The sequence below is a fragment of the Microcystis sp. LE19-8.1F genome, assembly GCF_027531715.1.
In the GTDB taxonomy this organism is placed as follows: domain Bacteria; phylum Cyanobacteriota; class Cyanobacteriia; order Cyanobacteriales; family Microcystaceae; genus Microcystis; species Microcystis wesenbergii_A.
Window position 1 is genome coordinate 1 of the sequence record NZ_JAPZSO010000008.1, and the last position, 5,779, is coordinate 5,779.

General features: G+C 50.7%; 2 tRNA genes and 3 rRNA genes. All 5 read right to left on the reverse strand.

Annotation, left to right across the window (positions count from 1 at the left end):
• Positions 1-229 precede the first annotated feature (229 nt).
• The 5 genes from rrf to O9334_RS01445 all read right to left on the reverse strand — a co-directional run bounded on the left by rrf (position 230) and on the right by O9334_RS01445 (position 5,528).
• Positions 230-342, reverse strand: a 5S ribosomal RNA gene (gene rrf / locus O9334_RS01425).
• A gap of 145 nt (positions 343-487) precedes the next feature.
• A 23S ribosomal RNA gene (locus tag O9334_RS01430) occupies positions 488-3,366 on the reverse strand.
• Between the two features lie 378 nt (positions 3,367-3,744).
• Positions 3,745-3,820: transfer RNA gene (locus tag O9334_RS01435), tRNA-Ala, on the reverse strand.
• 50 nt (positions 3,821-3,870) lie between these two features.
• Positions 3,871-3,947 (reverse strand) — tRNA-Ile (locus O9334_RS01440).
• 52 nt (positions 3,948-3,999) lie between these two features.
• Positions 4,000-5,528: ribosomal RNA gene (locus O9334_RS01445) — 16S ribosomal RNA — on the reverse strand.
• Together the 16S, 23S and 5S rRNA genes with 2 tRNA genes alongside form the textbook arrangement of a ribosomal RNA operon.
• Positions 5,529-5,779: the final 251 nt, after the last annotated feature.

The following is a 5,779-nucleotide window of genomic DNA, read 5'->3' on the forward strand; positions in this document are numbered from 1 at the left end:
CACTCGCCATCAAACGCCCACGCTTATCGGCTGTATATTTTTAATGAACCGGATCGCTCACAAAGACCTAAATCTTTCTTCACTTTCCCGACTTAGCTGCGATCAGCTGAGCCTTGAATTCTAGCACAGTTTTTTAAGAACTGTCAAACTTGTGTTTTCTTTTGAGGCATTTTCTTCATGCCTCAAAAGAAAACACCCAGTAAAAGACTGGGTGTCTCCTGCTGTAAGAGCCTGACGATGACCTACTTTCACACGGGAACCCGCACTATCATCGGCGCAAAGTCGTTTCACTGTCCTGTTCGGGATGGGAAGGAGTGGTACCAACTTGCTATGGTCATCAGGCATAACTTGGTGCTGGGCTGTTCGTGTGAACAGCCTGGCGAATTCATAGAGTCTGGAATCAGATTGTGTGTCTTTTGACTGCGTCTAACTTGGCATAACAGACTTTGAGCTTCACGCTGGAGAGCGTGTTGGCTATCAAAGTTATAGGGTCAAGCCGCACGAGCAATTAGTATCAGTTAGCTTAACGCATTACTGCGCTTCCACACCTGACCTATCAACGTCCTGGTCTTGAACGACTCTTTAGGGGGCTCAAGGCCCCGGCAGATCTCATCTTGAAACGAGTTTCCCGCTTAGATGCTTTCAGCGGTTATCTCTTCCACACTTAGCTACTCGGCAATGCCACTGGCGTGACAACCGATACACCAGAGGTGTGTCCACTCCGGTCCTCTCGTACTAGGAGCAGGCTTCCTCAAATCTGCAGCGCCCACGGAAGATAGGGACCAAACTGTCTCACGACGTTTTAAACCCAGCTCACGTACCTCTTTAAATGGCGAACAGCCATACCCTTGGGACCGGCTACAGCCCCAGGATGAGATGAGCCGACATCGAGGTGCCAAACACCGCCGTCGATATGAACTCTTGGGCGGTATCAGCCTGTTATCCCCAGAGTACCTTTTATCCGTTGAGCGATGGCCCTTCCATACAGAACCACCGGATCACTATGTCCTGCTTTCGCATCTGCTCGACTTGTCAGTCTCGCAGTTAAGCACGCTTATGCCATTGCACTATCGTCACGATGTCCGACCGTAACTAGCGTACCTTCGAACTCCTCCGTTACGCTTTGGGAGGAGACCGCCCCAGTCAAACTGCCTACCATGCACTGTCCCCGATCCAGATAATGGACCTAGGTTAGAACCTCAAACACACCAGGGTGGTATTTCAACGTTGGCTCCATGAGATCTAGCGACCTCACTTCAAAGCCTCCCACCTATCCTACACAGATCTGTTCAAAGTCCAATACAAAGCTACAGTAAAGGTTCATGGGGTCTTTCCGTCTTTCCGCGGGGAGATTGCATCATCACAAACATTTCAACTTCGCTGAGTCTCAGGAGGAGACAGTGTGGCCATCGTTACGCCATTCGTGCAGGTCGGAACTTACCCGACAAGGAATTTCGCTACCTTAGGACCGTTATAGTTACGGCCGCCGTTTACTGGGACTTCAATCAAGAGCTTGCACCCCATCATTTAATCTTCCAGCACCGGGCAGGCGTCACACCCTATACGTCCACTTTCGTGTTTGCAGAGTGCTGTGTTTTTATTAAACAGTCGCAGCCACCGATTTTTTGCAACCCCGTTGGGCTCCCTCTGTACGAGTTCACCTACTTGGGGCATACCTTCTCCCGAAGTTACGGTATCAATTTGCCGAGTTCCTTCTCCTGAGTTCTCTCAAGCGCCTTAGAATACTCATCTCGCGCACCAGTGTCGGTTTGCGGTACGGTCGTCAATAGCTGAAGCTTAGTGGCTTTTCCTGGAAGCAGGGTATCACTCACTTCGTCTGCAAGCAGACTCGTTATCACCCCTCATCTAAGCCCGGCGGATTTGCCTACCAGGCACGACTACAGGCTTGAACCAACATATCCAACAGTTGGCTGAGCTAACCTTCTCCGTCCCCACATCGCACTATTGATCGGTACAGGAATATTGACCTGTTTCCCATCAGCTACGCATCTCTGCCTCGCCTTAGGGGCCGACTCACTCTACGCCGATGAACGTTGCGTAGAAAACCTTGCGCTTACGGCGAGGGGGCTTTTCACCCCCTTTAACGCTACTCATGTCAGCATTCGCACTTCTGATACCTCCAGCATCCGTTACCAGACACCTTCACAGGCCTACAGAACGCTCTCCTACCACTTGCAATAAATTGCAAATCCGCAGCTTCGGTAACTGGCTTAGCCCCGTTACATCTTCCGCGCAGGACGACTCGATCAGTGAGCTATTACGCTTTCTTTAAATGATGGCTGCTTCTAAGCCAACATCCTGACTGTTTTAGCCTTCCCACTTCGTTTCCCACTTAGCCAATTTTAGGGACCTTAGCTGGCGGTCTGGGTTGTTTCCCTCTTGAGTCCGGACGTTAGCACCCGGTGCTCTGTCTCCCAAGCTGTACTCTGCGGTATTCGGAGTTTGCATAGGTTTGGTAAGTCGCCATGACCCCCTAGCCTAAACAGTGCTCTACCCCCGCAGGTAATACTTGAGGCACTACCTAAATAGTTTTCGGAGAGAACCAGCTATTTCCAAGTTTGTTTAGCCTTTCACCCCTATCCACAGCTCATCCCCTAGTTTTGCAACACTAGTGGGTTCGGACCTCCAGTACCTGTTACGGCACCTTCATCCTGGCCATGGATAGATCACTTGGTTTCGGGTCTACACCCAGCGACTGATTCGCCCTATTCGGACTCGATTTCTCTACGGCTTCCCTATTCGGTTAACCTTGCCACTGAATGTAAGTCGCTGACCCATTATACAAAAGGTACGCAGTCACCCTTGCGGGCTCCTACTTTTTGTAAGCATGCGGTTTCAGGATCTATTTCACTCCCCTCCCGGGGTTCTTTTCGCCTTTCCCTCACGGTACTGGTTCACTATCGGTCGATTACGAGTATTTAGCCTTGGAGGATGGTCCCCCCATATTCAGACAGGATTTCTCGTGTCCCGCCCTACTTTTCTCTAACTTAGTACCACACGTCTGTTTTCGCATACAGGGCTATCACCTGCTATGGCCGGGCTTTCCATCCCGTTTTGCTAACAGTCGTGCTATCACTAGAAGGCTCTTCCGATTTCGCTCGCCACTACTTTCGGAATCTCGGTTGATGTCTTTTCCTCGAGCTACTGAGATGTTTCAGTTCACCCGGTTCGCCTCGCATACCTATGTATTCAGTATGCGATACCTCTTACGAGGTGGGTTTCCCCATTCAGAAATCTCCGGATCAAAGCTTATTTGCCAGCTCCCCGAAGCTTATCGCAGGCTATCACGTCTTTCGTCGCCTGTAATCGCCAAGGCATCCACCACATGCTCTTAGTCACTTGACCCTATAACTTTGACATCTCTTTCAAGATATCGCCATCATCTCAAGGACTTGCCAGGTCTTTCACCTGACGCGTTATGCCGTAATGTGAATAATTCCTCGATATCACTATCAAGAAACATTCGTCATTACTGAGTTCAAATTACTTCGCGATCGCTTTCGCAATCACGTTTGCTCATTGAACATTCGTTTTGACGCAATCAAAAATTTGTCACCAGGGGCACGGTCTGCACTAAACCTTTACGAATGTGCAGTTTCCCCTGGCAACTCTGATTTCGACTCTATGAATTTTTAAAGAACAGCCGATTGATCAATCGATATTGATCAACAACAAAGCAGCCTTTTGCAAAGCAGCTTTGGTGTTGAATTCCCGAAGTGTTGTTGGTGGAGGATGACGGGATCGAACCGACGACCCCCTGCTTGCAAAGCAGGTGCTCTCCCAGCTGAGCTAATCCCCCATCTCGATCCATTGCCCGCAACTTTCATCGCAGCCATCGCCATCGGAATTTGGTGGGTCTAGTTGGGCTCGAACCAACGACCCCTGCGTTATCAACACAGTGCTCTAACCAGCTGAGCTACAGACCCTGTTCCAACAACCGATAAGTGTGGGCGTTCAATATTGAATGCAGTTTTCCAGAAAGGAGGTGATCCAGCCGCACCTTCCGATACGGCTACCTTGTTACGACTTCACCCCAGTCACGAACCCTGCCGTGGTAATCGCCCTCCTTGCGGTTAGGCTAACTACTTCTGGCAGAACCCGCTCCCATGGTGTGACGGGCGGTGTGTACAAGACCCGGGAACGTATTCACCGCGACATTCTGATCCGCGATTACTAGCGATTCCGACTTCACGCAGTCGAGTTGCAGACTGCGATCCGGACTACGACTGGCTTTATGGGATTGGCTCCCCCTCGCGGGTTGGCAACCCTCTGTACCAGCCATTGTATGACGTGTGTAGCCCCACCTATAAGGGCCATGAGGACTTGACGTCATCCCCACCTTCCTCCGGTTTGTCACCGGCAGTCCCATTAGAGTGCCCTTTCGTAGCAACTAATGGCAAGGGTTGCGCTCGTTGCGGGACTTAACCCAACATCTCACGACACGAGCTGACGACAGCCATGCAGCACCTGTGTTATGGCTCTCTTTCGAGCACTCCTCTATCTCTAAAGGATTCCATACATGTCAAAGGTGGGTAAGGTTTTTCGCGTTGCATCGAATTAAACCACATCATCCACCGCTTGTGCGGGTCCCCGTCAATTCCTTTGAGTTTCAACCTTGCGGCCGTACTCCCCAGGCGGTCAACTTCACGCGTTAGCTTCGTTACTGAGTCAGTGAAGACCCAACAACCAGTTGACATCGTTTAGGGCGTGGACTACCAGGGTATCTAATCCTGTTTGCTCCCCACGCTTTCGTGCATGAGCGTCAGTACAGGCCCAGGGGATTGCCTTCGCCATCGGTGTTCCTCCGCATATCTACGCATTTCACTGCTACACGCGGAATTCCATCCCCCTCTGCCGTACTCTAGCTATACAGTCACAAATGCAGTTCCCAGGTTGAGCCCGGGGATTTCACATCTGTCTTATATAACCGCCTGCGCACGCTTTACGCCCAGTAATTCCGATTAACGCTCGCACCCTACGTATTACCGCGGCTGCTGGCACGTAGTTAGCCGGTGCTTATTCTTACGGTACCGTCATGGACCCCCTTTATTAGAAGGAGTCTTTTCGTTCCGTACAAAAGCAGTTTACAACCCGAAGGCCTTCATCCTGCACGCGGCATGGCTGGATCAGGCTTGCGCCCATTGTCCAAAATTCCCCACTGCTGCCTCCCGTAGGAGTCTGGGCCGTGTCTCAGTCCCAGTGTGGCTGGTCGTCCTCTCAGACCAGCTACAGATCGTCGGCTTGGTAAGCTTTTATCCCACCAACTACCTAATCTGCCATCGGCCGCTCCGTGAGCGCAAGGCCTTGCGGTCCCCTGCTTTCATCCTGAGATCGTATGCGGTATTAGCAAAGCTTTCGCCTCGTTATCCCCCACTCTCGGGCACGTTCCGATGTATTACTCACCCGTTCGCCACTCGTCAGCATCCGAAGACCTGTTACCGTTCGACTTGCATGTGTAAGGCATGCCGCCAGCGTTCAATCTGAGCCAGGATCAAACTCTACAGTTCGATCTTGATTTTTTCGCTCTTTCGAGCAACTCATAAAAAAGAATTGAAGTGAACTTCACTTCTATCTCATGAGCGTTTGTAGTGCTAAGCACTAGTTCCAAAGAACTTGGCACTCGCCATCAAACGCCCACGCTTATCGGCTGTATATTTTTAATGAACCGGATCGCTCACAAAGACCTAAATCTTTCTTCACTTTCCCGACTTAGCTGCGATCAGCTGAGCCTTGAATTCTAGCACAGTTTTTTAAGAAC